Source organism: Sporolactobacillus sp. Y61 (assembly GCF_040529185.1).
Classification (GTDB): Bacteria; Bacillota; Bacilli; order Bacillales; family Sporolactobacillaceae; genus Sporolactobacillus.
Genome location: NZ_CP159510.1, coordinates 2,299,893 through 2,325,017 on the forward strand (window position 1 = coordinate 2,299,893; position 25,125 = coordinate 2,325,017).

Here is a 25,125-nt window from a genome sequence, read left to right on the forward strand (position 1 = left end):
CTTGTCATTAAAGCAAAAACTGCAGCTCTATAAGGAACAGCTCAGACAAGCGCAGCATATTCCGGAGAAGCCGGAGAAAAAGGCTGCTTCTGTCCATGAGGCTTCTGACTCCGCTGAAGGGGAAGCGGAAGTTTTTCGTGCAGCGAAAGATCTGAATGCCGATGTGCGTTATCTGGACCAGGAATTTACGCTGGTTCACACAGAACGGCTCAGTCTGGATACGCAACTGGGGCCCTGGAAGCCCCGGGACCTCTTCCAGTCTGTTTCCTCCTGGCAATCCGGACCAGGTATTCATCCGCTTTCAGCTAAAGGTCTTAAGGCTGAAGATCTGCTCTTCTTTGATACCGAAACAACGGGGCTTGCTTCGGGTACCGGTCAAATGATTTTTCTGATCGGACTCGCCCGGGTAACTGAGGAAGAAGTGATTCTGAAGCAGTACTTTCTCCCAGGGCCGGGACATGAAGCCGCGTTTTATTATGCGTTTTTGAGTGACTGCCGTTCACTGAAAAATCTGGTTACGTTTAATGGTAAAGCCTTTGACTGGCCCAGGGTCAAAACGAGGCATCGCTTCGTCCGGGATCAGGTTCCACGCCTCCCCGCCTTCGGGCATTTCGACCTTCTTCACGCATCCCGCCGTCTGTGGAAGAGTAAGCTTGATACGGTCCGGCTTCAGACGATTGAGCGAGAAGTTCTGTCTATGGGCAGAGCCCAGGATGTGCCCGGGAAGATGGCGCCCTTTCTGTACTTTCAGTTTCTCAAACATCCTGACGCTTCGCTCATCGCAGGTATTATGGAACATAACAGAGAAGATGTTTTGACACTTATTTCGCTTTATATCCATCTTTCCGGGAAAGTTCTCGGCATGATTTCTTCCAGTACGGATGAACAGTATCAGGAAGCGCGCTGGTTTGAACAGCTGGGTGAACGTGTTCGGGCGATCCATCTTTTCCGCCCGCTCATTCATTTACAGACACAGACAGGCGAAAGGGCGAAGGTGCACCTTGCACGGCTCTACAAAAAAGAAGGGCGCTATGCTCAGGCCCTGCAATTATTGACGTCTGCTATTCATCAGGGCATGGATCCGGATGACTCCGTCTATATTGATGCAGCCAAGCTGATGGAACACCAGTTTAAGGATTACCATGGAGCACTTGATTATACACAGCAGGCTATTCGTCTTCTGAAAAGTAAAATAGCCTCAGGTTCAGTTCGCGGGGCTGAACAAAAAATGGATAACTATCTTCGCCGGATCAATCGACTGGACGAAAAAGTTTTACGGGAAATGGTTCGGTAATTATTGCCCGGGCAAGCGCAAAATCAGCCTGTTCTCGGCAAAAACTGCGGCTTTCACAACAGCTTTTTCAAGTTTTCGACGTCATTCGACAAAAACAGTCTGCAGAAAGATCGGGGACCTGGCAGGGGCACGCTGTATTTCCGGGAATGATCGGCACATTAGCGAAAAGAAACAGTTTATTATCACCTTCAACGGAGGGGATGATTGTACGAAAGCAGATCATAAAGCCATACTGGTGACGGGCTATAAGGCTACTGAGCTGGGAATTCACAGTGAAGATCATCCGGGTATTTCGGTTCTTCGTTATTGCCTGAAGACCCATATGAGGAACCTCGTTGAAGAAGGTGCTGACTGGTTTGTGATCAGCGGTCAGGCCGGGATGGAATTATGGGCAGGTGAAACCTGCCTGGCGTTAAAAGAAGAGTATCCTGGCATCAGACTGGCGGTTCTGGCTCCCTTTCTTAATCAGAGCGAACATTATGCAGAATGGATGAAGGGACTCTATGAAAGGGTGTTAAGCAAAGCTGATTTTACACGGGCAATCAGTGAACGCCACTATGAACACCCCTGGCAGCTGCGGCAGAAAAACCAGTTTCTTGTTGACAAAACAGACGGAATGCTTATGGTTTATGATGAAGAAACACCCGGATCGCCTCGTTATTATCTTGAGGCTGCGCGAAGGAAGAGACGAACGTCATCCTATCCTGTTCAAATGATAAACCGTTTTGATCTGGAAGATGCATCAGTGGATATGCAGCAGCAAAATCCGGATTACTGGTCTCAGTCGTGATTGACAAGGAAGGGTAAATTTGAAAGAATAAAGAAAGATCCGAGCCGAGGTGAATGACATGGCGGAACAGAAGACAGTCAGACTGACAAAGAATGATATTCTGCATAAAGAATTTAAAACCAGTTTCCATGGTTATCAGCAGGAAGAAGTGGATCAGTTTCTTGATCTTGTAATTAATGACTATGATGTATTTAATGCTGAAATTTTACGCCTTCGAGAGGAAAACAAACGATTACGAAATGAACTTGTGACAGGAAGTGAGGAATCAAAAAACCGGTCTTTTCTGGAAAACCAGGGACAGACGAATTACGATATACTCAAGCGGCTGTCCAATCTGGAGAAGCATGTTTTCGGCAGCAAACTGGGAGAATAATGAATCAGCAAATAAGGGTTGATTCTTTTCATTATATGGATTATAATCATTATCTGTGACATTGTTCGTGTTCGGGTGATCGCTGTATTCTTTAAAGAATATAGAGGAAAGTCCATGCTCGCACGGCCTGTGATGGCCGTAGTGTTCGTGCCTGGCCAAGTCATAAGCCAGGGTAGTCTGGATTTATCCGGGCTAACGGCAGAAGAACAGCCTGTGTCCACTGTGGATATGGTTCAGTATTCTTGAAAGTGCCATAGTGACGAATTCTTCTGGAAACGGAAGAAGTGGAACGCGGTAAACCCCTCGAGCGGGAAACTCAAACTTGGTAGAGGAACCCTTTGGAAGGAATCAAACGGAAAAAGGGACAGAGTTCATTCTGTAGATAGATGATTGCCGCTTTTGTACGAGGAGCTGTTGCTCTGATTGAGTGCGAAAGTACAGAACATGGCTTACAGAACATGAATAATGCATTTATTGAAAAAAAGCCCTTTATGGGCTTTTTTTATTAGACTTTAAAGAAGTATACAATTTTTGAAAAAAAGGTTCAGAAAAACCAGGCCTCTGGCAGCGCCTTCGACTTGCCAGTCGGCACGTTTTTCTTCAGAATAATTGACGCACTCGGATTTTTAAAGGACTGTGCGTTCCGGGAGGAAATGGGTGTGGCAGGCGAACTGACACTGATTGCAACAACAGCGATGGGCCTTGAATCTGTTGCTGCAGAGGAATTGAGAAGATTAGGTTACCAGGACTTACAAGTGGAGAACGGAAAAATTACATTTCCGGCTTCTCCTCAAGATATATGCCGGACGAATCTCTGGCTGAGAACAGCAGACCGCATTCGCCTGAGGATCGGGATGTTCAGGGCAACCACCTTTGACAGCCTGTTTGAACAAACCAAAGCGCTTCCCTGGCCGGACATTTTACCGGAAGACGCAGCCTTTCCAGTCACCGGAAAGTCGCATAAATCGATTTTACACAGCGTGCCGGATTGCCAGTCCATTGTAAAAAAAGCCATTGTTGAGTCTATGAAGATGCGCTACAGAAAATCATGGTTTGATGAGCAGGGACCGCTGTATAAAATTCAGGTTGCTCTGGAGAAAGATATTGCAACGCTGTCCATTGATACAAGTGGGGACGGTCTGCACAAACGTGGTTATCGGCAGTTACACAGCCTTGCTCCCTTAAAGGAAACTCTGGCGAGTGCGATGATCCTGCTGAGCCGGTGGACACCTGACCGTCCTTTGGTGGATCCATTCTGTGGATCAGGGACGATTCCCATTGAAGCAGCGATGATCGGTCAGAACATCGCACCAGGGTTTAACCGGTCATTTATTTCCGAACAGTGGTCGATCGTCTCCGCAGCACACTGGACCGCCGCACGTGAAGAAGTGGAAAATCTGGCCAATTATGACCAGCTACTGGACATTAACGGCAGCGATATTGACCATAAAATGGTCGAACTGTCTGAACATAATGCGCGTGAGGCGGGATTAAGCGGCCTGATCACTTTCAAACAGATGCAGGCCGGGGATTTTACAACAAAAAAGGGATCAGGATACATGATCGGAAATCCCCCCTACGGGCAGCGAATCGGTGACAGAGAGCAGATTGAAAGCATTTGCCGTGATCTTGGCAGGATTTACAGAGCTTATGAGACGTGGTCTTTTTACTTCATTTCAGCCTGTGAAGATTTTGAGAGACTTTTCGGTCGTAAAGCCAGTAAGAAGAGGAAATTGTACAACGGCCGAATACGAACAGATTATTATCAGTATTTTGGAAGAAAGCATCCCTTTTCTGAAAAACATCATTAACGGATGGATTTTTCAGCAATTCAGGTATGAAATTTCATTCTTCAGGTCACAACGGCCTGGAGCAGGATATATAAAGATGCAGATCGAACATAGACAGAGGCGGTAATTTGCGCTAAATTAAATAATCAATAAGATAAACATGGGAAAAGAGTGGAATATCATGACCGTTGAAGAGACTGTCAACTCCTATAGACAGTATGTAAAAAAGATTATGGATTTCAACGAAGCGATTGCCCTTGCAGAGTGGGATATGCGAACGGGCGCGCCGGTAAAAGGAATTTCTCAGCGATCAGAGGTTGTCGGGACATTATCTGATGAAGTATTCAAACGATCGATCTCAGACGAAATGAAAACGTATCTTGATGTACTGACAGATTCATCTGTTCAGGACAAACTGGACAGGGTAACCCGGCGGATGGTGGAAGAATCCAGGAAGACCTTTAACCGATTTGAACATATTCCGGCGGAGGAATACAAGGCTTATGTCATTTTGCAGTCGGAAGCACAAAGCGTCTGGCAGGAAGCTAAGGCTAAAAGTGACTTCAGACAGCTCCAGCCTTATCTGGAAAAAATCGTTGATTTTAAGAGAAAGTTCATTGAATATCAGGGCGTAAAAGAAAATAAATATAATACCTTGCTTGATTTATATGAACCGGGACTGACAACGGAAATTGTTGATGGGGTATTCAAAAGACTGCGCGAGGGGATTGTTCCCATTGTGCAGTCCGTCTGTGCGTCAAAGGATCAGCCGGAAACAGGTTTCCTTCATAATCACCTCCCTGCCGATAAATTAAAGGCATTCTGTCTTCATCTTCTGAAGGAAAATGGTTATGATTTCAATGCCGGGCGACTTGATGAGACGGAGCACCCGTTTGAAATTACGCTGAATCCCGGTGATGTTCGTGTAACGACGAATTATCAGGAAGATGACTTTATGTCGACCGTACTGGGTACCATTCATGAGGGGGGACATGCACTGTATGAGCAGCACATTTCTCGTGAACTGGTCGGTACATCACTGTGCGAAGGGACTTCAATGGGAATTCATGAATCACAGTCCCTTTTTTTTGAGAATTTTATCGGGCGAAGCAAAGCTTACTGGGCGCTGCATTTCAGTGAACTGAAGAAGTTCGCCTCCGGTCAGTTTGACTCAGTATCGCTTGACGACTTTTACAGAGCGATTAATGTATCCCATCCCTCGCTGATTCGTACACTTGCAGATGAACTGACTTATCCGCTCCACATTATGGTGCGTTATGATATTGAAAAGGAGCTTTTTAACGGGAATCTGGAAGTCAGTGAACTCCCGGGTGTCTGGAATGACAAAATGAAGGAATATCTGGGCATAATGCCGGATAATGATCGGGAAGGCGTCCTTCAGGATATTCACTGGCCAGGCGGAGATTTTGGCTATTTTCCTTCTTATGCACTGGGTTATGTTTATGCGGCTCAGTTTAAGCATGCGATCCTTAAGGAACATCCGGACTTTGATACCCTTGTTTCTGAAGGACATCTTTCGGTCATCACAAAGTGGCTTACGATGCATATCCATAGATTTGGCAGCTTGAAAAAGCCGTTTGAAATACTGCATGATGCGACAGGTGAAGGACCCAATCCAGAATATCTGATTTCTTACCTGAGTGATAAGTACAGCAGAATATACAATTTTTAAATAAGTGCATGTTCATCCGGATACTATTTTTGCAAGCTTGATTGATTTGGCTGCCGGATATGAAAGGGGTTTTTTATTTGGCTGGAAACGCATCGGCATATAATGACGACACGATTCAAATCCTTGAAGGCCTGGATGCTGTCAGAAAACGTCCGGGAATGTATATTGGTTCGACGGATGCAAAGGGCCTGCACCATCTGGTCTATGAAATAGTGGATAACGGTATCGATGAAGCGCTCGCCGGGTATGGCAACAAGATTCTGGTACGCATCCATAAGGATGGGAGTCTAAGTGTCCGTGATTTTGGCAGAGGCATGCCGACAGGAATGCACAAAACCGGGAAACCCACTGTTGAAGTCATCTTCACGGTGCTGCATGCGGGAGGAAAATTTGGTCAAAACGGCGGATATAAGACGAGTGGCGGTCTTCATGGCGTGGGCTCTTCAGTCGTTAATGCACTCTCGGAATGGCTGGAGGTGACCGTCTGGCGTGATGGCTCCATTTTCAGACAGCGTTTTGAGAAGGGGGGGCATCCGGTCACCACTTTAGAGAGAATCGGAACCACCGGGGAGACGGGTTCTCTCGTTCATTTTAAACCGGACAGCTCCATTTTCAGCACAACGTCTTTTAATTTTGATGTGCTGAGCGAACGTCTGAGAGAATCTGCTTTTCTTCAAAAGGGCATGACCATCGTTCTTACCGACGAACGTTCCGATAAAGAGGAAGTATACAAGTATGACGAAGGAATTAAAGAATTCGTTGCCTATCTGAACGAGGATAAGGATGTTCTTCATCCGGTCGTTGCTTTTGAAGGTAAAGCCGGCGAAATGGAAGTGGATGTCGCTTTTCAATATAATGACGGCTATTCGGAAAATCTGATTTCATTTGTCAATAATGTGCGCACCAAAGATGGCGGAACACATGAGTCGGGGTTCCGTACAGCGCTGACACGTGTCTTTAATGACTATGCACGAAAAAAAGGTTTCCTTAAGGAAAAGGATAAAAATCTTGACGGCAGTGATATTCGTGAAGGATTTATGGGCATTGTTTCTGTACGGATCCCTGAGTATCTGCTGCAGTTTGAAGGACAGACCAAGGAAAAACTGGGCACTGCCGAGGCACGTTCGGCCGTTGACACCGTTGTCTCGGAACAACTTTCCTATTTTCTCGAAGAAAACCCACAGATTAGTGACAAGCTGATACGCAAAGCCGCGCGTGCACGTAAGGCAAGAGTTGCGGCGAGAAAAGCCCGTGAGGATGCTCGAAACGGAAAGAAGTCGCGTCGCAGGGAAACTGTTCTGAGCGGGAAGCTGACTCCTGCCGCTTCAAAAAATGCGGATCGCAATGAATTATATCTGGTCGAAGGGGATTCTGCCGGTGGCTCGGCAAAACAGGGGCGTGACCGTAAATTTCAGGCGGTGCTTCCTCTGCGCGGGAAAGTCATTAATACCCAAAAAGCGCGCCTCGAAGATATCCTGAAAAATGAGGAAATTAATACAATCATTTATACCGTCGGTGCAGGTGTTGGTGCAGATTTTTCATTGAAAGACAGTAATTATGACAAAATTGTTATTATGACGGATGCAGATAATGATGGAGCACATATTCAGGTTCTGCTGCTGACTTTCTTTTATCGTTACATGCGGCCGCTTATTGATGCCGGAAAGGTGTTTATCGCGCTTCCCCCGCTATATAAAGTCAGCAGGGGCACCGGTAAAAAAGAAGTGGTCGAATATGCCTGGGATGATAAAGATCTTAAGGATGCGATAAAACGGGTCGGTAAGGGCTACACCATTCAGCGCTACAAAGGTCTTGGTGAAATGAATCCCGATCAGCTCTGGGAAACGACCATGAATCCGGCTTCCCGTACGCTGATTCGAGTGAAAATTGATGATCAGGCCTATGCAGAAAGACGTGTCACCACCCTGATGGGAGATAAGGTCGAACCCAGGCGGAAATGGATCGAATCACATGTGGCTTTTGGTCTGGATGAGGAGACGAATATTCTTGAGAATGAGAACCTGACAGTTGTGAAAGGTGATGATCAATGATGCCGGAACGGGAAAAACTGCTTGATCTGCCGCTTGAAGAGATCATCGGCGATCGATTCGGTATATACAGCAAATATATTATTCAGGAACGGGCCCTTCCGGATGTGCGCGACGGTTTAAAACCTGTTCAGAGACGTATTTTATATGCTATGTTCCGTGAAGGTAACACCAGTGACAAACCCTTCCGTAAATCGGCGAAAACAGTCGGTAATGTGATCGGTAATTACCATCCGCACGGAGATTCTTCAGTTTACGAAGCCATGGTACGGATGAGTCAGGACTGGAAAGTCAGGATGCCGCTCATTGAGATGCATGGAAATAACGGAAGCGTTGACGGTGACCCTCCAGCAGCCATGCGTTATACTGAAGCACGCCTGTCAAAAATTTCAGCTGAACTGACTCGTGATCTTGATGCTAAGACTGTAGACTTTGTTCCAAACTTTGATGATTCACTCGAAGAGCCTATCGTTTTTCCAGCCAAATTTCCTAACCTGCTTGTCAACGGATCGACAGGTATTTCGGCAGGTTATGCGACGGAAATCCCGCCACATGCACTGGATGAAATTATTGATGCAACAATTATGCTGATGGAAAAACCATCCAGCACTGTCGAGGATCTGATGACGGTGGTGAAAGGACCAGATTTTCCTTCAGGAGGTATTGTACAGGGGATCGACGGTATCAAAAAAGCGTACCGCACCGGAAAAGGGAAAATCATGATTCGTGCCCGCACCCGGATAGAGACCCTCCGTACGGGGAGAAAGCAGATTATCATCACCGAACTGCCCTATGAAGTCAACAAAGCGTTACTAATTAAAAGAATGGATGAGCTTCGTCTGGATCATAAAGTGGAAGGTGTCGCAGAAGTCCGTGATGAGACCGATCGAACCGGCATGCGGATGGTTATTGAGCTGAAGAAGGAAGCCGACGCCCAAGGTGTTCTGAATTACTATTATAAAAACACGGATCTGCAGATCTCATATAATTTCAATATGGTGGCCATCGATCACAAGACCCCGCGTCTGCTTGGCCTCAAGGAAATTCTTGAAGCTTATATCGAACATCAAAAAGAAGTGATCACCAGACGAAGTCAGTATGAACTTCAGAAGAGCAGAAACCGCCAGCATATTGTTCAGGGGCTGATCAAGGCGGTTTCCATCCTCGACGAAGTGATTCGTGTGATCCGGGCGTCAAAGGACAAGAAAAACGCCAAAGAAAATCTGATTGAATCATTCGGATTTACGGAGCCTCAGTCAGAGGCCATCGTCAATCTGCAGCTCTACCGGCTGACCAACACAGATGTTCTGACACTCAGAAAAGAAGAAGAGGAACTGATGCGGACCATTAAGCGCCTGGAAGGGATCCTTTCATCAGAGAAGAAACTGATTGGTGTTATTCGCAGAGAATTAACAGAAATCAGGAAAAAATATTCGGATCACAGGCGAACCACTATTGAGGATAAAATTGAAGAAATTAAAATTGATCTGGAAGTCATGGTGGCATCAGAAGATGTGATGGTCTCATTAACCAAACATGGCTACATAAAGCGTTCAAGCCTCAGGTCGTACAACGCGAGCAGTGGCGATGATGTTGCAATGAAAGAAACAGATCATGTTTTATTTCAGCAGCGAATGAATACAACCGATACCTTACTGGTTTTCACTGATAAGGGGAGGTATTTGTATCTACCCGTTCATGAGATTCAGGATAAACGGTGGAAGGATCTGGGGCAGCACGTAGCCAGTCTTGTTCCGATTGATCCTGATGAAGAACTCATTGGCGCTGTCCCCGTTCATGATTTCGATCAGGAAGCACGTTTCCTCACCTTTATTACCCGGAAGGGCATGGTGAAAAGAACAGAACTTGCTGAATATCAGGCGCAGCGTCGATCCAAACCATTAAGTGCGCTCCGTTTAAAAAAGGAAGATGTCTGTCTGAAGGTCTTTCTCACAGGGGGAAAGACGGATATTCTGGTGGCGACCCGGGCCGGATACGGTCTCCGTTTCGCAGCAGAAGAGGCTGGATCAGTTGGTTTAAGAGCAACTGGTGTGAAAGCGATACAGCTGAAACCAGATGATGAGGTTGTTGGAGCAATCGCTGTGGATACCGATCGTTCACCGGATCTTTTCATCGCAACAGACAGAGGATCAGTGAAAAAAATGCGGATTGAACAGCAACTTGAACAAAGCACCCGTGCCAGACGTGGTCTTGTGATGCTTCGTGAGCTGAAGACAAAGCCGCATCGGATTGCCGGTATTGAGCAGGTCACAGACCAGGATATCATCTGGCTGTCTACAGATAAGGGAAAGGTCGTCTCTGTAAAGTCATCAGATATTCGTGAATCGGATCGGTACAATAATGGTTCCTTTATATTTGATCAGGATGAAGATGGGACAGTTACCGAAATCTGGAAGGATCTTGCAGCCCGGCAGGAGGACCAGGATTAACCTCGTCTGCTCTGCTTTGGATGAAGCAGTAATGATACAGCATCGTCAGACTGAGCACAAAAAGATAGACGACCAGTGAGTAATACATTTGATAACCGTTCCGGTAGTGATACACTTTTGCGTGCCAGGACAGGGCTTCAGCAAACAATGAGAAAACAGCCCATACCAGAATATAGATCATCGCGGTCCACCGTCTTTTTTTAATCAGTGAATAACCATAATTAAAGAAATAAGCAAAGGGTGCGTACATCACATGTGAGAGAAAATCCCAAGGTTCATGCTGGCCTGAATCATTAACGTCGTAGTAATTGAACGGCTCAATACAAAGCGTGTAATCAAACAGGGACACGAAATAAACACTAATAAGGAGCATCACCAGTGTCTGAGGTCGCGTAAAGCGTTTGGGCAGAAGAAAGAAAATGAGATAAGCGGTTATACCGGTGATTAATATAAACCACTCGTTCGAAGCCAACAGGTGTCCCTTCATTTTACTGACTTCTTCCCGGTATTTGTATGGGCTCCGGTCTCAGAGTCAGACAGAACTCTGAAACTTTTCAGTAAGAAATAAAGCAGCAATAAATATGCTGAGAAAAAAAGGACCAGAATGACGACAGGAACATCGCGAATGACCGTATGCTCTTTTTCCATGAGTGTATACACAGTGAAACCAGCGACAGAGACGGCGTACCAGATAATCCGTGAGCGGAAACGAATCAGCAATTGGCTGATATTCAATATTAAAAGTGTTGACAGTGGATAAATCATATTTCGATTCAAAAAAAACGGGAAAAATTCCTGAAGTGAAAATGGCTTTTGGCGGATATCAAGGTATCTGTCATTGGCCATGGGTATTATGATCGTCATCAGCAAAAGAGAGCTTGTCAGAAATATAAAAAGTATCTCCTCTCTGGTCATTTTTTTGGGGATAAAAATGAATACATTGATGAGAAGCCATAAGAAACACAGGTTTGTCGCCAGAATCATGGTTGGATCATTCCTTATCACTAGATATAGCCTTTTTTATCATGGTCTATTTTTGTGAAATTAATCATCGTACAGACGGGTATCTGGTTCACCGATATGTGATTGTTGTTGTTGCCTCTTTTGAATATAAGGCAGTACAGTGGTATCCACCTGTAAACTTGTTTAAAATGTAAATGAGATAAATTAAACGAAATGAAGGTTTCATTTCCAGTGGAGGGGTCATATTGTCAGAACGTGATGATCTTTTTGATATAACAATAATCGGAGGAGGACCAACCGGCCTGTTTGCCGCTTTTTATGCCGGGCTCAGACAGATGAAAGTCAAAATTATCGAAAGCCTCCCTCAGCTTGGCGGACAATTGGGCACACTCTATCCTGAAAAAGATATATTTGATGTTGCCGGCTTTCCAAAAATAAAAGCAAAGGAACTCGTGAAAAAGCTTGAAGTTCAGGCACGCCATTTTCATCCGGAAATTGTTCTGGATGAACGGGTAACTGATCTGAAACGTCAGGGTGACGGGACACTTGTTCTCGAAACAGAGTCGGGAACCCCTCATTTATCGCGTACGGTGCTGATAACGGCAGGTGTCGGCGCCTTTGAACCCAGACCGCTCAAAGTGAATGGGGTAGATAAATATGTTGATAAAAATCTCCATTATTATGTGAATAATATACAGATCTTTAAGGATAAGCGTGTGGTCATCCTTGGTGGTGGAGATTCAGCTGTAGATTGGGCGAATACACTCGAACCGGTTGCAAAGGAAATCACCATAGTTCACCGGAGAAACCAGTTTCGTGCGCATGAAACCAGTGTAAAGCAGCTGAAACAGTCTTCTGTTCAAATTGTGACTCCTTTTACTGCAAAGTCACTGGTTGGCAACGAGCATGCCATTGAAAAGCTGGTTGTTCAGGAAGTCAGAGGGGATCGTGAACTCGAATTGCCTCTGGATGACTTGATTGTCAATTATGGTTTTATTTCTAATATTGGCCCCATTAAAAACTGGGGAATGGAGTTGGAAAAGAATTCGATTGTGGTCAATACGAAGATGGAGACAAGCATTCCCGGTGTTTATGCTGCAGGTGATATCAGCTCTTATCCTGGAAAAATTAAATTAATTGCAACGGGATTTGGTGAAGCGCCAACAGCAGTAAATAATGCGAAACACTTCATTGACCCGGATGCCCGAACTCAGCCAATGCACAGTTCGAGTTCCGGAGAACTGTTTTCAAAATAACCGGTCATTGATTTTTGACCCGATATGGCCCGACATTTGTTAACAAAAAATGATGCCGGGCCATTTTTATTGAGAATATACATCATGCCGGGGGCTGGCATTGCTCTAATCATGGCACTTAAACATGAGCGGGGGTGATATGCCCTTGCTATCGGTCATCGGCTTATTTGAATGAGAAGGAGACTCACTAATGTGTAACCGGGAACAATTATATTCACAGACATGGGACAATGCGCTGCTGACCGTTGTTCATCTCATCGAACAAGAGAAAGTGGCTTATACTCTGATTGGTGAAAGTGCACTGGTTGTTCAGGGGATCTGTCCCGATCCGCCCTGTGGTAAGATTGAAGTTTCAGTACAGTGGGATGCTTTTGCAAGAATTCGTGAAGTTTTTACGGCTTATATGCCTGAAGCGACGGTAAAGCGAAAAAGAACAGCTTCTTTTACGTTCACAATCGACGCTGTTCAAATAGAGATCATCTGTCATTTTGGTACTGTGATCCGTACTGATCCTGACCGTATATGCGTATTACTGGGGGATCAGAAGATTTTTGTGAAATCACCGGATGTCTATCTTCGCAGGTTCAGCCCGGCACATCGTTTTTACAAGGCAACAAAAAAATATTTATGTAAACTTCAAAATTCTGATTCGGGATTAAATCGTCAGGCGTGGAACGAGGAAGCCTACCAGGCATGGATAGGCCGTTTTGGAACACCGGAAGAAGCAGCTGCCAGGATTCGCAGGGATCCGGAAGGACGTCTGCTGCGTCTTATCCCATATTTTGATGCAAAAAGGATCAAAGGTAAAAAGGTGATGAACCTGCTGGGTTCGCATGGAGAAAAGGCGCTGGCACTGACGCTTCTTGGAGCTGAAGTGACTGTGGCAGACATTTCTCAGGAAAACGCCACATATGCCAGACGGACTGCTGAAGCACTCGGCGTTACCATTCAGTATGTGGTTTCTGATGTATTACGTCTTCCGGAACAAATCAGACGTCCTGTATACGACATCGTACTTATGGAATTTGGGGTTCTTCATTATTTTGTTGATCTTGCCCCGCTTGCACAGCTCGTTTATGACCTGCTAAAGCCGGGAGGACGTCTGATTCTGCAGGAGTTCCATCCGATATCAACAAAACTTGTAACCACCAGGGGAAAGCGTCAGATTGTATTTGGTAATTATTTTGACAAGTCCTTCAGGGAGAGAGAAGTTGCCTATGGGAAACACCTGCCCTCGGACGATCAGGTGACCTTACGAAACAAAGTGACCCTGAGAGAATGGACACTGGGGGAAACAGTCACAGCATTTGCCTCGACCGGACTGCGTGTGGAGCGTCTGGATGAAGCACCAAATACGAAGATCAGTGATATTGGCCTCCCCAAAACATTTACTCTGCTTTGTTCAAAAAATGTTGAATAAAAAGTTCAGCTCACGGAACTATGAAAGTGCGTGATGCCTGCAGCAACAGCCGGTACATGGATACGAGAAAGTACAATCCTCAAAAACTTTGGTATGCTTAAGTCTTATAATTCTTGGTAAGCGCTGTCACCGCCTTAACTGGGCGGATTTGAATATAGAAAGCAAACGGTGAGAAACGTGTATCGGGTGCTCCTGGGATACGGCTATTTCAGAAAATTCATCATATCATTGATTAACTGACATTTTTACACGAAATGGATCATGAAGAAGGTGAAACTGTGAAGGAAAAGTCAGCGGATCATTATTCTGAAAAACGGAAAAAGACCGGACTGGAACTGTGGATGACGTTATCACAGGTCTACCATATTCAGGCAAATGCCTATAGCAGATTTCTTCAGAAATGGGAAATATCACTCCCTCAATACGAACTTCTGGTTCAGATTGAGAGGAAACGGCGCCTGTCCCAGAAAGAACTTGCCGCACAACTGTCTGTATCAAAAGGGAATATTACACAGCTACTTGGCCGACTGGAGAAATTGGGTTATGTTACGCGTGAAAAGGAATGGAAAACAAAATATGTTTCACTGACTGAAAAAGGCCATGCACTGTATGCATCAATTATTCCCGAACAACGGGTTTTCCTTGCTTCTCAATTTCATACCCTGTCAAGAAAAGATCAAAAAGCACTGATAAAATTATTGAAAAATATTAAAGGGGCCAGCGATGAGGATACAATAAAATAAGGGGAATATATGTATTAAATAAACGTATGTTTAATGTATAAGTTCTCCTTTTTTAACGGGATTCCTCTATGTTGCTGAAAATGGACTGGATTTATTTACAGATTTCCAAATGATGAACCAGGTTTTGTACCTGGTTTTTTGTGCTGTCCGGACTGGAATGGAGATGAATCTTTCTGGCTGGCAGTGGCAGGAAAGGTCAAATTTGTCTGTCAAATGATCACGGAATGAGATCTTATTTTGAGACAATGACTCATTTGACTGCTTTACGTTGCCCCCTTTTTCTGTTGATATTTTTCAGGCAGGCACCCACCAATGTAAGGGAATCATCGATTTAAAAAGTTTGTTCTACCGATTTTTTCAGTGATTCAGACAACTCGAACCCCGTTCATAAACTTCCCTTCAGGGTGGAGTGTGTTCACTCTATTACAGAAATCTGATCAGGTGACCGGCTTTTCCCCCGATCTATAAATCTCTTAAATATCCCCGGATTTAAAATCTAAGTGCAACACATCAAGATTACACAAATAGGCCATGGAGACCTAAACTTAAAGTGCCAAAACTCTAAAGACAGGAAATCTCCATGAGAAAATCTCCATGACCCAATCTAAGAATAGCACTGCCGAGCATTACCAACAACTCACACCAGAAGAAAGAGGCGTAATTGAAGCGTATTTGAACGCTGGTCAGTCAAAAGCCGAAATCAGCCGTCTGCTTCATCGCAGTCGCAGTAGCATCTCTCGCGAAATCAGACGGGGCAGGGTTCAACAGCGTAATTATGACTACCTCTTTGTTTATCGATACTACGCTGACACCAGCCAGCTCTTTCATGAACGGGCCCGTCAAAAGTGCCATTCTAAGGGCTTAGAAGAACGCTGCTGGTTGTTCTTCAAGATGTTCACAAAGGCGCTCGGCTATGCTAGCGCCGCCGAGCTTATTGTGACCGCGCTGGCGAGCTAGCTCACGGCCTGACTCCATGGTTGTTGCGTTTGATTTGGCATTCCGGGTCTCTTAAATCTCAATCATGATACGCATTTAAAGCTTAAGCCATATTATATATTCATAAAATGCTTATATATAATGAATAAATATATGTAGAACATACATGTATATTATTTTATTTATACGTAGAAATCGTGTATATTTATATGTATAAGTTGAATATAACATTCTCGTGATGATAGGGGAGGGGCGATTCTTTTTGCCAAATAAAACCATTTATGTACCCGATGTGGATTTACCTGTTTTTGATCAGGCACAGAATGTTTCTGGAAAGAATTTATCAGCAACAATTGTTCAGGCCCTTCGTTATTTTGTAAAAATTGAAGAGGGAAAAGGTTTTGTACAAGTAGAAGTGTCAGAAGGAGAAAATGGATTTTACACCCGAAAGCGTTTTATTGGCAGAGAGCTGGCATCATCCTGTGTCAGTGATCAGAATGCATTAATCACGACGAATTATGTCGTTTATGAAACGGTTCACGGTCGGTATGCCGTACTGATCACTACTGAAAAGAAACTGCCGCTTGAACAATCCATTGAAAGAGAACTGGAAAGAAGAATCATGGAGCGTCTTACAGGAAGAAATAAAGGAAATTTGCAGCTTTTGGCTGAAGAGGAGGATGTACCGACTACGAAAAGGCTTGAAATCTATGATTCAATTGACAGACTTTCCGGCCATATTCCCGGGGATCTGTTCCGTGCACTTCATGAAGTGCGTGACAGTGAATTTCTGGATATTTAATGTCCGGATCTGGTTTTGAAAAATGGAAGAAGGTATTTTATGATACGTATTTTAGCCAAAAAGAAGGACAGCATCACTGATCAGGTCACCCTGCCTGAATTAAGAAAAGAAGCAGCGTGGTATTGGCTGGATATCTGCGAACCGGATGATAAAGAACGTGAAACCATCAGCAGATATTATCCGTTTATGCATCAGCAATTAAAAGATGAACATCGTTATAGAAAACGTCCGCATATAAAAATCTATCAGGATTACTTTATTCTGTCGATGCAGGCTGTGAACCCCAGTACCCTAAAACCTCATGAACTGCACTTGTTTTGCGGGAAAAGTTTTCTGATTACCCGTCATTCAGATAATCTGAAATCGATTAATGATGTCTGGCATGACTGCCGGAAAGATGGAAATCTATCATCGTCGGATTCGCAAAGAGTTATTCTGCGTCGTCTGATCGAGCGGCTGATTGAACAATATTATATGGTTGGTAATCTGCTGGAGGATCAGGTTGACGCATTAAACGTAAAATCGAAACGGGTTTCTGTAAATAAATTAAACAGCCGCGTGTATCAGATTCGCAGTGAATTGCTTGGTTTCCGCCGTGCTGTCATGCCTCTTCAGGACATTTTCGAACGGATAATTAGTTCGACTTATATCAGGACAGACGATGAAGAAGAGATTTACCTGCATAATATCAATGAAAGCCTGGACAGATTGACACATATGATTGAATCTAATATGGAAATGACATCAGACATTCGTGACAGTTATCTTGCACTGACGACATATCGAACAAACAGCATTATGCAGACTCTGACCGTTATCACCACTATTTTTATGCCACTTAGCTTTATAGCAGGCATTTACGGAATGAATTTTCAGTATATGCCTGAACTGAAATGGCGGGGTGGCTATTTTCTTGTTCTCGGTTTAATGCTCGGTATTGCCATCATTATGACTTTCTGGTTCAGAAAAAAAGGGTGGTTTGAAAAATAAAAGTGTGGCAAGATGTTATTATAAACATGCTAAGCTGCTGACCAGGGAGTGGAGAAAAAGAAATGGAAGAGTTGAAAAACAGGATTCGAAAGGAAGGGAAGGTGATTGACGAAGAAATTCTAAAAGTCGATCACTTTCTTAATCACCAGATTGATCCCATATTGATGTGTAAGATAGGGGAACAATTTGCCCGTATTTTCAAAGAAACAGAGGTAACAAAAGTCATTACACTCGAATCTTCCGGAATTGCACCTGCCCTGATGACAGGATTCATTATGAAACTTCCGGTTATTTTTGCAAGAAAGAAAAAGCCGGTGACCGCAAATGAGGATATGCTGAGCACGGAGGTCTATTCTTTTACAAAAAAAGTAACGAATACGATCAGCCTTGAAAAAAGCCTGCTCAGTCCAGAAGATCAGGTGCTAATTATTGATGATTTTCTGGCCAATGGGGCTGCCTCGCTCGGCTTGACGAAACTGATAAAAACAGCTGGGGCTAAGGTAGCAGGTATTGGCATTGTTATTGAAAAGTCGTTCCAGGAAGGGCGCAGACGACTGGAAGAAGCCGGCTATTCTGTCTGCTCACTTGCACGTATCGCGTCACTGAAAGAAAATCATGTCTCATTTCTGGATGAATGAGAATAAAGTGTACATAACAAATATTATGTAAACATACATGTCATGCCTTATTCTTTGTTCTTTTCAAAATGATCATCCATATGGTCAACCGCCCGTTTTAATTCATCATTGGATAGATGGGTATAAATCATGGTTGTCTGAATAGAAGAATGACCAAGCTGTCGTCTCAGTTTAGGAATATCATTATTTTCCGCCTGATAACGGGTCGCAAATGAGTGCCTGAGTTTATGGACGGAGAGAGAGGGTTTTCCGAAGGCGACAGCATATTTTTTTACGAGATTCTCGACAGCCCGTGGACTCAGTCTTCTTGTCGTTCCTTTGGGTCCCATCGGTGCAGATACAAACAGGGCTTTAACAGAGGGCTCCAGACCATATCTCTTTACCCGAACATGGATATAATCTTCAAGATCCAGTCCTGCCTGTTCACTGAAAAAGACATATTGTTCTTTGTTGCCTTTACGAATGACACGAACCATTCGTTTTTTAAAATCAATATCACTCAGATCCAGCCCGACGACTTCGGAAAGACGCAGTCCGGAACCGAGAATCAGTGAAACAATTGCCGTATCCCGTTCAGCGTTCTGTTTATGGAAATTAAGCAGTTTCTTGTTATCTTTAACGGTCTGACAATAATCTTTGGCAACGAACTGTCGGAACTGTTCATATTCATCATTCCAGAGAATCTTACCTGACATTTTCTGAGCAATAGTCTCCTGATCCTCTTTGATCTTATTTAATGCAATTTTTGCCATCACATTGCGGATAAGATATGGTTTTAATTCATCGGTTTCAGCGACATTCGTCAAATAATGAAATAACGATTTCAGAGAAGAAAGCTTCCGGTTAATCGTGAATTTGTCATTACGCAGTCTGACCTGGAGATACGAAAGAAAATTTTCAATGGTCTGTGGTTTCAGGGATTCCAGACAGCTGAGGGGGACATCCTGAGCTTTTCCGTTAAAAAGACCTTCTGCTGTCAGCCAGTTGAAGAAGATCAGGTAGTCATGACAATAATTCAGGAGCGAACGGGGCGACATGGTTCGCATTTTTTTATCAACAAATTCCCGGACATACCAGGGCAGCTGTTCAGTTTTATCATCAATTCGGTCGTAAAGATGCTGTCTGCGTTCATCCATAGCAGGGAAGCCTCCATTTAGCTATCTAGTGGGATGGATAATTTTTACATTTATAAGTATATACCCGCACGGGGAGGATGTCAAATATTTTACGAAGTATTCATGACCCGGATTTAAAATGAATAAAGTTTGTCGTATGTGATGTGTGATTTATGTTATACTAAGAAAGGAATGTGACATGTTCGTGAAAAATTAACTTTATCATGTGTAACTGGCGTAACATGGGAAACCATGGGGGAGCACATGAATGATAAACAGCCGTACGCCTGGGCAAAGTATTTGGGAGATGACATCAACCAAGTACTTTTTTATTTACGACAACCCGATACGGAGGCGGTTTTGTTGGGTAAATTATTGAAAACAAAAGAACTGGCCGGTCAGATTGAAGCCGAGATTAAGGGTGATGTGAGACATTTAAAGGAGAGGGGGATCTATCCGGCCATTTCCGTCCTCCTTGTGCAGGGAGATCCTGCTTCAGCATACTATGCGAAGGCAAAGGAGAAATTAGCTCGAAAACTGGGTATTCGCTTTCTCTTAACTTCATTTCACCAATCAGTGACTGAAAGGGAACTCTTAGAAAAAATAAACGGGCTGAATCATTGCCCCTCAGTTCACGGAATCATGCTTGAATTGCCCCTTCCAAAACATCTTGATGCGAATAAATTATCTTCTGCAGTATCTCCGGAAAAAGATGTTGACGGACTGACCCCATCAAATCAATTTTCCTGTATGAACGGCACCCGGGGTCTGTATCCGGCAACGCCTCAATCATGTATTCGTATACTGAAATATTTTGGCTATTCTCTGAAAGGAAAACGGGTTGTTCTGATCGGTCATGGAAAAACAGTCGGCAGGCCCCTTGTGCACATGTTACTGCGTGAAAATGCAACACTGACAGTCTGCGATGAGTTTACGACTAAATTGAAACCACATATCGATCAGGCGGATATTTTGATTTCCGCAGTTGGTAAAGCAAATCTGATCATGCCGGAGATGGTGCACCCGGAACTGGTGATTATTGATGCCGGGATCAATGATACACCTGATGGTATTACCGGAGATGTGAATGCAGAGGTAGCAGAAAGCATCCGGGCCATGACGCCTGTTCCAGGCGGTGTAGGGAAAATCACAACAATGGTTTTGTTTCAGAACCTGATACGAGCAGTATCACTTCAAACCAATGAAAGTGTGGTCGGTTATTATGAAAGTCTTTGATCAGACTTTAAGACAGTTTATTGAGGCTTCAGGATCAAAATCACCTGTTCCAGGCGGTGGAAGTGTTGCAGCGGTCAGTGCCGCATTAGGTGCATCGATGGGGGCGATGGTTGCCCGTTTGACGTCTGGTCTGAAGTATCATTCAGTTTCAGAGCGAATGAATGAGATCATCCGGCAGATGGAGGCAGCCATTCATACTTTTGAGCATTTCGCAGCCGAGGATATGGATTCTTTTAAGGCGTTCATGGATGCTCTGCATCTGCCAAAGGTAACAGCTGAACAACGTGCCGATCGAACTTCAGCATTGCAAAAGGCCGCCATTCATGCGGCTGAAATCCCGATCAGCCTGATGACAGAGTGTCGGGATACGGCGCAGATACTTGCAGCATCAGCAGAACTGTTCAATAAAAATGTGAAATCAGATCTTGGAGTTGCAGTGATTCTATTGGAAGCTTCGGCACAATCTGCCTGGCTGACGGCTCAAATTAACTTTAAATATATAAAAGATCTGTCTTTACGAAATAAATTACAGGAACAGGGAAACGGAACATTAAAACACATTCAGAAAACGAAAGAGCAGATTCTGAATATCATCAGCTAAAAAAGAGAGGCTGATAAGCTTTAAAAATAAATTTTAGACATTACTTCGTCAAAATTATATTTTACGCAGTAATCTACAGATCCATAACAGCCCTTCTCTTTTTCATTTTATCCTTAAAATGACGGTCAATTCTCTTATTAAAAATACTTGTTGTTCAGTCTTAAGGTCGACTCCCTGTCTTTGCGTCACAAAATTGAAGTAAATGAAACGACACATGCGGGAACCTTCCTTATTGTAAAACAAGCATTCTTCTTGTCCCTGTGTTTGTGCCGTCAGACAATATAACAGCTGCGTGTTCCTTGATTCCATATGCAACTTTACAGGGATAAGTCAGGATGCACAGACTGTTGATCGGGTGCTTTTTTTTCTGTAGTACCGGATTTCGTCTGATGAAACCACCACGAATGATCGGAACGTTTTTTTATTTTTTCCCGTTTCCATTCCGAAAGTTTCTCCAGTTCATATGGGTTGATCATATCTTATCCCCTCTCCTTCTTGTTTACAGTTACAGCTTACTCTATAAACAATGGAAACGAATCCACAGGGAGAATGATCTTTTACTCATACCCTGGTCTGATTTGTTGTCAGACACACTTCAGTACAACCCTGATATTCGATGGATCTCTGACCAGAAAGGATTGTCCGAATTTAACAGCAGAATAACCCATGACCCCAATTCGGGTTATTGTTTCAGTACGTGCACTTCCATTTGGAAACTTCAGAACAAAGTTTTTTTCATGCCAACTACAGTGTTATCCGGGGGCGGCTTCCCTTTACCTGTCCATTATGTAAAAAATATATAAGCTGTACATGAGAATGTCCAATAGTTATTCCTGTAAACAAATATAAAATACCGGATTCATCCGGTATTCTGAGGATTTAGAACCAATAACCCCACATCAGGACGACACCGGCATAAACCAGGCCGACCCACAGCATGGGAATAACGAGATAGCCCATAATGTCCTTGAGCCTTAATTTAGACAGGGCAAGCGCCGGGAGAATCCAAAAGGGCTGAATCAGGTCATTCCAGGCGCATCCGAGCATCACGCTCATGGACGTCTGACTCAGTGAAGCGTTTAACGCTTTGGCAGCATCAATCATAAATGGGCCCTGAACTACCCAGTGTCCTCCTCCGGAAGGCACGAAAAAATTTATTACAAACGAGCTGATCAGCCCCCAGAAAGGTAAAGATTCGACTGAAGACAGGTTTACAAACACCATGGCGATTGTGGTCACGAGCCCGGATCCGATCATGATTGCCATGATACCGGCATAAAACGGGAACTGAAGAAGGATTCCGGATATTGTTTTAATACCCTGAGAAAGGCTTGAGACGTAACGGGTCGGGGTACCAAGCAGCAGAATACCGAGAAAAAGAATAATAAAGTTAACGATGTTAAGATTCAATGCGTTGCCATGGAAAAAGTAGAGGAATATATAGACGAGTCCGGCAATCCCAATAGTATAAGAAAGCAGATGGCTGTTATTCAGCCGGCTGGCCGGAGTATGTTCTTCCCCACCTGCCTCTACCTGTTTTTTCTCATGCATTGATCGATCAATTTCAATAATATCTGCTTTCTTTTTTGGATGCAGAACCGCATTTAATAGAGGCAAAGTGATCAATAAAATGCCGGTTGTAATAAGGATTGGCGGTGCAAAGATGGTGTCATTGAGTGAAACCAGTCCCATTGCTTTTTCAAGTGGATGACCGGGGGTAGAAATTAACAGTGGGATACTTGCAGAAAGTCCGAGTCCGTAAAACGTGAAACCGCTGTAAGCGGCAGCAATAATCAGTGGATAATGAATCCCCTTCACATGCAGTGCCAGCTTCTTTGCAATCACCCCGCCAATAACAAGACCAAACCCCCAGTTCAGATAACAGCCGATACTCCCGGCCACTGTTGCGATGATCACCGCGGTTTTGGGTGTTTTGATCCGCATCACGATTTTATCCAGAAGCCTGTCGACTGCAGGAGCTGACGCCAGAACGTAGCCCATGGCCAGAATAAAAGCCATCTGAGTTGTAAACTCCAGCAGGCTCCAGAATCCACTTCCCCAGTGATTAATCATGGAAACCGGGCTCTGCTTTTCAACAACGACAGCCAGCAACATGGTCAGAAGTGTCAGGCCGATTGCAAAGACAAACGGATCCGGCAGGTAACGCTTCATCAGTTTTGTAAAAAAACGTGTGGCGTGATCCACTTTACATCCACCTCTCATAATCAGGTCAGGCGATCACGTCCAATCAACCCGTTGCCAGTGATCGCCTGATAAATGGTTGAAATCAGCTGTTAGAAAGAAGCCCGGGATCTATCTGAAAGTGTGCCTCGGTCTTCTCTGTGATTTCTTCTACTGTAGATCCAGGTTGAAGCTCAACCAGTCGCAATCCCTGATCGCTCAAATGAAAGACGGCTAAATCGGTTATCAGGCAGTCAACGACACCTTTTCCGGTCAGTGGAAGGGTGCATGTTCTTTTCACTTTTGATTCACCATGTTTATTGACATGATCCATAATCACAACTATTCGTTTCGCTCCCTGGACCAGATCCATCGCCCCGCCCATCCCCTTAACCATTTTTCCGGGGATCATCCAGTTGGCAAGATCACCCTCTTCTGACACTTCCATACCGCCCAATATAGCCAGGTCGATGTGACCGCCACGAATCATGGCAAATGACTCGGAACTGTCGAAATAAGCAGCCCCCTGGATTGCCGTAACGGTTTCTTTTCCGGCATTTATCAAATCGGGATCCACCTTTTCCGGTGCAGGGTAGGCACCGATACCCAGGAGCCCGTTTTCCGACTGCAGCATCACATGGATATCATCCGGAATCCTGTCGGCAATCAGGGTCGGCATTCCGATCCCGAGGTTGACATACATCCCGTCCCGCATCTCCTTCAGAGCGCGATCAAGAATGAACTGTCTGTTTACTCGCATATGGCCCCCTCCTATCAGTTTTTAGCAATAATCAGTCGCTCGATCCGTTTTTCATAATTCGTTCCCTGATAAACAGACTGGACATAGAGACTCGGCGTGTGGACCAGATCCGGATCAAGTGCACCGGTCGGCACTAGTTCTTCAACTTCAGCAAATGTGATTTTTCCAGCCTGAGCGGCGATCGGGTTAAAATTGCGGGCTGTTTTTCTGTAAATCAGATTACCGTAAGGATCCGCTTTCCACGCTTTGATCAGGGCAAAGTCACCGGTAATGGCTTCTTCCATGATATAGGTCTTTCCGTTGAAGACCTTCTCTTCTTTGCCTTCGGCGATAACCGTGCCAACGCCTGTAGCTGTATAGAATGCCGGAATACCCGCCCCTCCCGCTCTCAGGCGCTCAGCAAGTGTCCCCTGAGGAACCAGCTCAACTTCGAGTTCGCCGTTGAGAAATTGCTGTTCAAACCGCTTATTCTCCCCTACATAAGAGGCAATCATTTTCCTGATTTGTTTGTTTTCCAGAAGAAGCCCCAGTCCCCAGTCATCTATGCCGCAATTATTACTGACAACTGTCAGATCTTTCACCCCGCTCTCACGCAAGGCATAGATCATTTTTTCTGGTATGCCGCAAAGACCAAAACCACCAACAATCAGCGTTGCACCGTCGTGAATTTGATCAGTCATTGCTTCAACAGACGATAGAACCTTGTTCATGACCTCATACCTCCTGTTCAGATAATGAATATTTGCCGCCGACCGACAGGCTACAGGCACCGCCAGAGGAAAGCAGCAAACGTTTACGTTATATTTCTGAAATCATTCTCCACGATCATCGAAGCCCCCTGCCGATGCAGAACGAGGCCAGGCAATGAACCTGGTTCACTTTAATCCATACAGCATGCATCCCGTACAGGACTCCGGCAAATAAACTAATCAGCGTCCAGGCTGTTCCAACAATCATGGCTTCAATCATCGCGTTCTCTCCCTTTACCACCAGTCTGTATGCGTAGGAATGTTCTTCCTGCCTACCGGCCTGCGGGCAGATGACGG

At 44.5% G+C, this 25,125-nt stretch carries 22 protein-coding genes, 1 other RNA gene and 1 riboswitch; of the genes, 17 read left to right on the forward strand and 6 right to left on the reverse strand.

Annotation, left to right across the window (positions count from 1 at the left end; genetic code table 11):
- Nucleotide 1: 1 nt before the first annotated feature.
- From ABNN70_RS10850 to parC, 8 genes are all read left to right on the forward strand, one after another.
- On the forward strand, nucleotides 2-1,294 hold the full coding sequence (locus ABNN70_RS10850) for a ribonuclease H-like domain-containing protein (RefSeq protein ID WP_353947789.1): 1,293 nt from the start codon (nucleotides 2-4) through the stop codon (nucleotides 1,292-1,294).
- Nucleotides 1,295-1,529: 235 nt separating this feature from the next.
- Complete coding sequence (locus tag ABNN70_RS10855; RefSeq protein ID WP_353947790.1) at nucleotides 1,530-2,084, forward strand: DUF1273 domain-containing protein; 555 nt, start codon at nucleotides 1,530-1,532, stop codon at nucleotides 2,082-2,084.
- Between the two features lie 58 nt (nucleotides 2,085-2,142).
- Nucleotides 2,143-2,457, forward strand: a complete 315-nt coding sequence (gene gpsB / locus ABNN70_RS10860) for a cell division regulator GpsB (RefSeq protein ID WP_129929069.1) — start codon at nucleotides 2,143-2,145, stop codon at nucleotides 2,455-2,457.
- Between the two features lie 67 nt (nucleotides 2,458-2,524).
- An RNA gene (gene rnpB, locus ABNN70_RS10865) (RNase P RNA component class B) lies at nucleotides 2,525-2,914 on the forward strand.
- A gap of 202 nt (nucleotides 2,915-3,116) precedes the next feature.
- Nucleotides 3,117-4,268 carry a class I SAM-dependent RNA methyltransferase gene (locus ABNN70_RS10870; protein ID WP_129929068.1) on the forward strand — a complete coding sequence of 384 codons (1,152 nt, stop codon included), beginning with the start codon at nucleotides 3,117-3,119 and terminating at the stop codon, nucleotides 4,266-4,268.
- A gap of 160 nt (nucleotides 4,269-4,428) precedes the next feature.
- Nucleotides 4,429-5,940, forward strand: coding sequence for a carboxypeptidase M32 (locus ABNN70_RS10875; protein WP_353947791.1), 1,512 nt, complete (start codon nucleotides 4,429-4,431; stop codon nucleotides 5,938-5,940).
- Between the two features lie 77 nt (nucleotides 5,941-6,017).
- Nucleotides 6,018-7,991, forward strand: coding sequence for a DNA topoisomerase IV subunit B (gene parE, locus ABNN70_RS10880; RefSeq protein ID WP_353947792.1), 1,974 nt, complete (start codon nucleotides 6,018-6,020; stop codon nucleotides 7,989-7,991).
- Entirely contained in the window at nucleotides 7,991-10,438 is a 2,448-nt protein-coding gene (gene parC, locus ABNN70_RS10885; RefSeq protein WP_353947793.1) for a DNA topoisomerase IV subunit A, read from the forward strand. Before parE ends, parC begins: the two co-directional genes overlap by 1 nt.
- On the opposite strand, the gene ABNN70_RS10890 is transcribed toward parC, so the two are convergent.
- Complete coding sequence (locus ABNN70_RS10890; RefSeq protein ID WP_353947794.1) at nucleotides 10,389-10,910, reverse strand: hypothetical protein; 522 nt, start codon at nucleotides 10,908-10,910, stop codon at nucleotides 10,389-10,391. The two genes, parC and ABNN70_RS10890, sit on opposite strands and share 50 nt — an antisense overlap.
- A gap of 736 nt (nucleotides 10,911-11,646) precedes the next feature.
- Between ABNN70_RS10890 and ABNN70_RS10895 the strand changes: the two genes are divergently transcribed.
- The 7 genes from ABNN70_RS10895 to ABNN70_RS10925 all read left to right on the forward strand — a co-directional run bounded on the left by ABNN70_RS10895 (nucleotide 11,647) and on the right by ABNN70_RS10925 (nucleotide 18,186).
- Nucleotides 11,647-12,657 (forward strand): NAD(P)/FAD-dependent oxidoreductase, encoded by a 1,011-nt coding sequence (locus ABNN70_RS10895; protein WP_353947795.1) that lies wholly within the window; start codon nucleotides 11,647-11,649, stop codon nucleotides 12,655-12,657.
- A gap of 190 nt (nucleotides 12,658-12,847) precedes the next feature.
- Nucleotides 12,848-14,077: a class I SAM-dependent methyltransferase gene (locus ABNN70_RS10900; protein ID WP_353947796.1), complete on the forward strand. Its 1,230-nt coding sequence runs from the start codon at nucleotides 12,848-12,850 to the stop codon at nucleotides 14,075-14,077.
- A gap of 278 nt (nucleotides 14,078-14,355) precedes the next feature.
- On the forward strand, nucleotides 14,356-14,820 hold the full coding sequence (locus ABNN70_RS10905) for a MarR family transcriptional regulator (protein ID WP_353947797.1): 465 nt from the start codon (nucleotides 14,356-14,358) through the stop codon (nucleotides 14,818-14,820).
- 594 nt (nucleotides 14,821-15,414) lie between these two features.
- Nucleotides 15,415-15,777 carry a helix-turn-helix domain-containing protein gene (locus ABNN70_RS10910; protein WP_206184284.1) on the forward strand — a complete coding sequence of 121 codons (363 nt, stop codon included), beginning with the start codon at nucleotides 15,415-15,417 and terminating at the stop codon, nucleotides 15,775-15,777.
- Between the two features lie 241 nt (nucleotides 15,778-16,018).
- Nucleotides 16,019-16,558, forward strand: coding sequence for an EXLDI protein (locus ABNN70_RS10915; protein ID WP_129929061.1), 540 nt, complete (start codon nucleotides 16,019-16,021; stop codon nucleotides 16,556-16,558).
- Nucleotides 16,559-16,597: 39 nt separating this feature from the next.
- On the forward strand, nucleotides 16,598-17,548 hold the full coding sequence (gene corA, locus ABNN70_RS10920) for a magnesium/cobalt transporter CorA (RefSeq protein ID WP_129929060.1): 951 nt from the start codon (nucleotides 16,598-16,600) through the stop codon (nucleotides 17,546-17,548).
- A 62-nt stretch (nucleotides 17,549-17,610) separates the two neighbouring features.
- On the forward strand, nucleotides 17,611-18,186 hold the full coding sequence (locus ABNN70_RS10925; protein ID WP_353947798.1) for a xanthine phosphoribosyltransferase: 576 nt from the start codon (nucleotides 17,611-17,613) through the stop codon (nucleotides 18,184-18,186).
- Between the two features lie 47 nt (nucleotides 18,187-18,233).
- Here ABNN70_RS10925 and xerS read toward each other — a convergent pair whose 3' ends face one another.
- The gene (xerS, locus tag ABNN70_RS10930) at nucleotides 18,234-19,322 is read right to left on the reverse strand and encodes a tyrosine recombinase XerS (protein WP_129929058.1); all 1,089 of its coding nucleotides are present in this window, start codon (nucleotides 19,320-19,322) and stop codon (nucleotides 18,234-18,236) included.
- Between the two features lie 197 nt (nucleotides 19,323-19,519).
- A riboswitch (ZMP/ZTP riboswitch) is annotated at nucleotides 19,520-19,601 on the forward strand.
- A gap of 63 nt (nucleotides 19,602-19,664) precedes the next feature.
- Here xerS and ABNN70_RS10935 point away from each other — a divergent pair.
- Together ABNN70_RS10935 and ABNN70_RS10940 are read left to right on the forward strand one after the other, a co-directional pair.
- On the forward strand, nucleotides 19,665-20,537 hold the full coding sequence (locus ABNN70_RS10935) for a bifunctional 5,10-methylenetetrahydrofolate dehydrogenase/5,10-methenyltetrahydrofolate cyclohydrolase (protein ID WP_353947799.1): 873 nt from the start codon (nucleotides 19,665-19,667) through the stop codon (nucleotides 20,535-20,537).
- Nucleotides 20,524-21,138: a cyclodeaminase/cyclohydrolase family protein gene (locus ABNN70_RS10940; RefSeq protein WP_353947800.1), complete on the forward strand. Its 615-nt coding sequence runs from the start codon at nucleotides 20,524-20,526 to the stop codon at nucleotides 21,136-21,138. Before ABNN70_RS10935 ends, ABNN70_RS10940 begins: the two co-directional genes overlap by 14 nt.
- Before the next feature lie 879 nt (nucleotides 21,139-22,017).
- On the opposite strand, the gene ABNN70_RS10945 is transcribed toward ABNN70_RS10940, so the two are convergent.
- The 4 genes from ABNN70_RS10945 to ABNN70_RS10960 all read right to left on the reverse strand — a co-directional run bounded on the left by ABNN70_RS10945 (nucleotide 22,018) and on the right by ABNN70_RS10960 (nucleotide 25,048).
- Nucleotides 22,018-23,343, reverse strand: a complete 1,326-nt coding sequence (locus ABNN70_RS10945) for a TIGR00366 family protein (RefSeq protein WP_353947801.1) — start codon at nucleotides 23,341-23,343, stop codon at nucleotides 22,018-22,020.
- 82 nt (nucleotides 23,344-23,425) lie between these two features.
- A complete protein-coding gene (locus tag ABNN70_RS10950; RefSeq protein ID WP_129929054.1) occupies nucleotides 23,426-24,079 on the reverse strand; it encodes a 3-oxoacid CoA-transferase subunit B in 654 nt (217 codons plus the stop codon).
- A 14-nt stretch (nucleotides 24,080-24,093) separates the two neighbouring features.
- A complete protein-coding gene (locus ABNN70_RS10955) occupies nucleotides 24,094-24,789 on the reverse strand; it encodes a CoA transferase subunit A (RefSeq protein ID WP_129929053.1) in 696 nt (231 codons plus the stop codon).
- 115 nt (nucleotides 24,790-24,904) lie between these two features.
- Nucleotides 24,905-25,048, reverse strand: a complete 144-nt coding sequence (locus ABNN70_RS10960) for a hypothetical protein (protein ID WP_353947802.1) — start codon at nucleotides 25,046-25,048, stop codon at nucleotides 24,905-24,907.
- Nucleotides 25,049-25,125 lie beyond the last annotated feature (77 nt).

Coding starts and splice junctions, on each gene's coding strand:
- ABNN70_RS10910 (WP_206184284.1), top strand. CDS start 15,415: ATGACCCAATCTAAGAATAGCACTGCCGAGCATTACCAACAACTCACA.
- corA (WP_129929060.1), top strand. CDS start 16,598: ATGATACGTATTTTAGCCAAAAAGAAGGACAGCATCACTGATCAGGTC.
- gpsB (WP_129929069.1), top strand. CDS start 2,143: ATGGCGGAACAGAAGACAGTCAGACTGACAAAGAATGATATTCTGCAT.
- ABNN70_RS10950 (WP_129929054.1), bottom strand. CDS start 24,079: ATGCGAGTAAACAGACAGTTCATTCTTGATCGCGCTCTGAAGGAGATG.
- ABNN70_RS10875 (WP_353947791.1), top strand. CDS start 4,429: ATGACCGTTGAAGAGACTGTCAACTCCTATAGACAGTATGTAAAAAAG.
- ABNN70_RS10900 (WP_353947796.1), top strand. CDS start 12,848: ATGTGTAACCGGGAACAATTATATTCACAGACATGGGACAATGCGCTG.
- ABNN70_RS10940 (WP_353947800.1), top strand. CDS start 20,524: ATGAAAGTCTTTGATCAGACTTTAAGACAGTTTATTGAGGCTTCAGGA.
- ABNN70_RS10960 (WP_353947802.1), bottom strand. CDS start 25,048: ATGATTGAAGCCATGATTGTTGGAACAGCCTGGACGCTGATTAGTTTA.
- ABNN70_RS10955 (WP_129929053.1), bottom strand. CDS start 24,789: ATGAACAAGGTTCTATCGTCTGTTGAAGCAATGACTGATCAAATTCAC.
- ABNN70_RS10925 (WP_353947798.1), top strand. CDS start 17,611: ATGGAAGAGTTGAAAAACAGGATTCGAAAGGAAGGGAAGGTGATTGAC.
- parC (WP_353947793.1), top strand. CDS start 7,991: ATGCCGGAACGGGAAAAACTGCTTGATCTGCCGCTTGAAGAGATCATC.
- xerS (WP_129929058.1), bottom strand. CDS start 19,322: ATGGATGAACGCAGACAGCATCTTTACGACCGAATTGATGATAAAACT.